The organism is Rhizomonospora bruguierae, assembly GCF_018397995.1.
GTDB lineage: Bacteria > Actinomycetota > Actinomycetes > Mycobacteriales > Micromonosporaceae > Rhizomonospora > Rhizomonospora bruguierae.
This window is the reverse complement of record NZ_BBQH01000147.1, coordinates 1-1345: the sequence shown is the minus strand read 5'-3', so window position 1 is coordinate 1345 and position 1345 is coordinate 1. Positions and strand designations below refer to the sequence as shown.

Below are 1345 nucleotides of genomic sequence, written 5' to 3'. Positions count from 1 at the left end.
TGGCGGTCGGGCTTGTTATGTGGATGGTTGCCGATGATGGCGGGTGTGTACAACTAACGGCTGATCGACCGATCAAGGGAGAGACGCCAGATGACGACCGAGACCACCGTTGAGCAGCCGGCCGTGGAGCCAATGGGTACGGTCGCGGATGAGCAGTTGATCGCGATGCTGGTCGATCGGGCTCGTGGTGACGGGCTGAAGTTGACCGGTGAGGGCGGGCTGTTGCAGCAGCTGACCAAGCGGGTCCTGGAGTCGGCTCTGGACGGGGAGATCACCGACCACGTCGGCTACGACGAGCACGACCCTGCCGGTCGGGGCAGCGGGAACACCCGTAACGGCAGCCGGACCAAGACCGTGCTCACCGACGTCGGGCCGGTCGAGGTCCGGGTGCCGCGGGACGCGGCGGGCACGTTCGAGCCGCAGATCGTACGCAAACGGCAGCGGCGCCTGACCGGGGTCGACGACCTCGTGCTGTCGTTGTCGGCCAAGGGCCTGACCCACGGCGAGATCAGCGCACACCTGGCCGAGGTGTACGGCACCGAGGTGTCCAAGCAGACGATCTCCACCATCACCGACAAGGTCATGGACGGCATGGGCGAGTGGCAGAACCGACCCCTCGACCCCGTCTACCCAGTCCTGTTCATCGATGCTATCAATGTGAAGATCAGGGATGGGCAGGTCGCGAACCGGCCGATCTACGTGGTCATGGCGGTCACCGTTGACGGCCACCGCGACATCCTGGGCATCTGGGCCGGCGACGGCGGCGAAGGGGCGAAGCACTGGCTGCACGTGCTGACCGAGCTGAAGAACCGCGGCGTGGCCGACGTGCTCATGCTCGTGTGTGACGGGCTCAAGGGCCTGCCGGAGGCGGTGGAGACGGTCTGGCCACGCACCATCGTCCAGACCTGTGTGGTTCACCTGCTGCGCAACTCATTCCGTTACGCGGCACGGCAGGACTGGGACAAGATCGCGAAGGCGCTCAAGCCGGTCTACACCGCACCACGGAGGACGCCGCGACCGAGCGGTTCATGGAGTTCGCCGATGCCTGGGGCACCAAGTATCCGGCGATCGTGAAGCTGTGGTCGGACGCGTGGGCCGAGTTCGTCCCGTTCCTCGCCTTCGACGTGGAAATCCGCAAGGTCATCTGCTGCACGAACGCGATCGAGTCGGTAAACGCCCGCATCCGCAAGGCCGTCCGCGCCCGTGGGCACTTCCCCAATGAGCAGGCCGCGCTCAAGTGCGTGTACATGGCGTTGATGAGCCTCGACCCCACCGGTGCCGGCCGCCGGCGGTGGACGATGCGCTGGAAGGCACCGCTGAACGCGTTCCAGATCGCCTTCGAGGG

Annotated in this window: 1 pseudogene; it reads left to right on the top strand. The window is 66.0% G+C overall.

Annotated features, from left to right (window positions below):
* Positions 1-132: 132 nt before the first annotated feature.
* Positions 133-1345, top strand: a pseudogene (locus KJS59_RS30540) (IS256 family transposase); the annotation flags it as partial.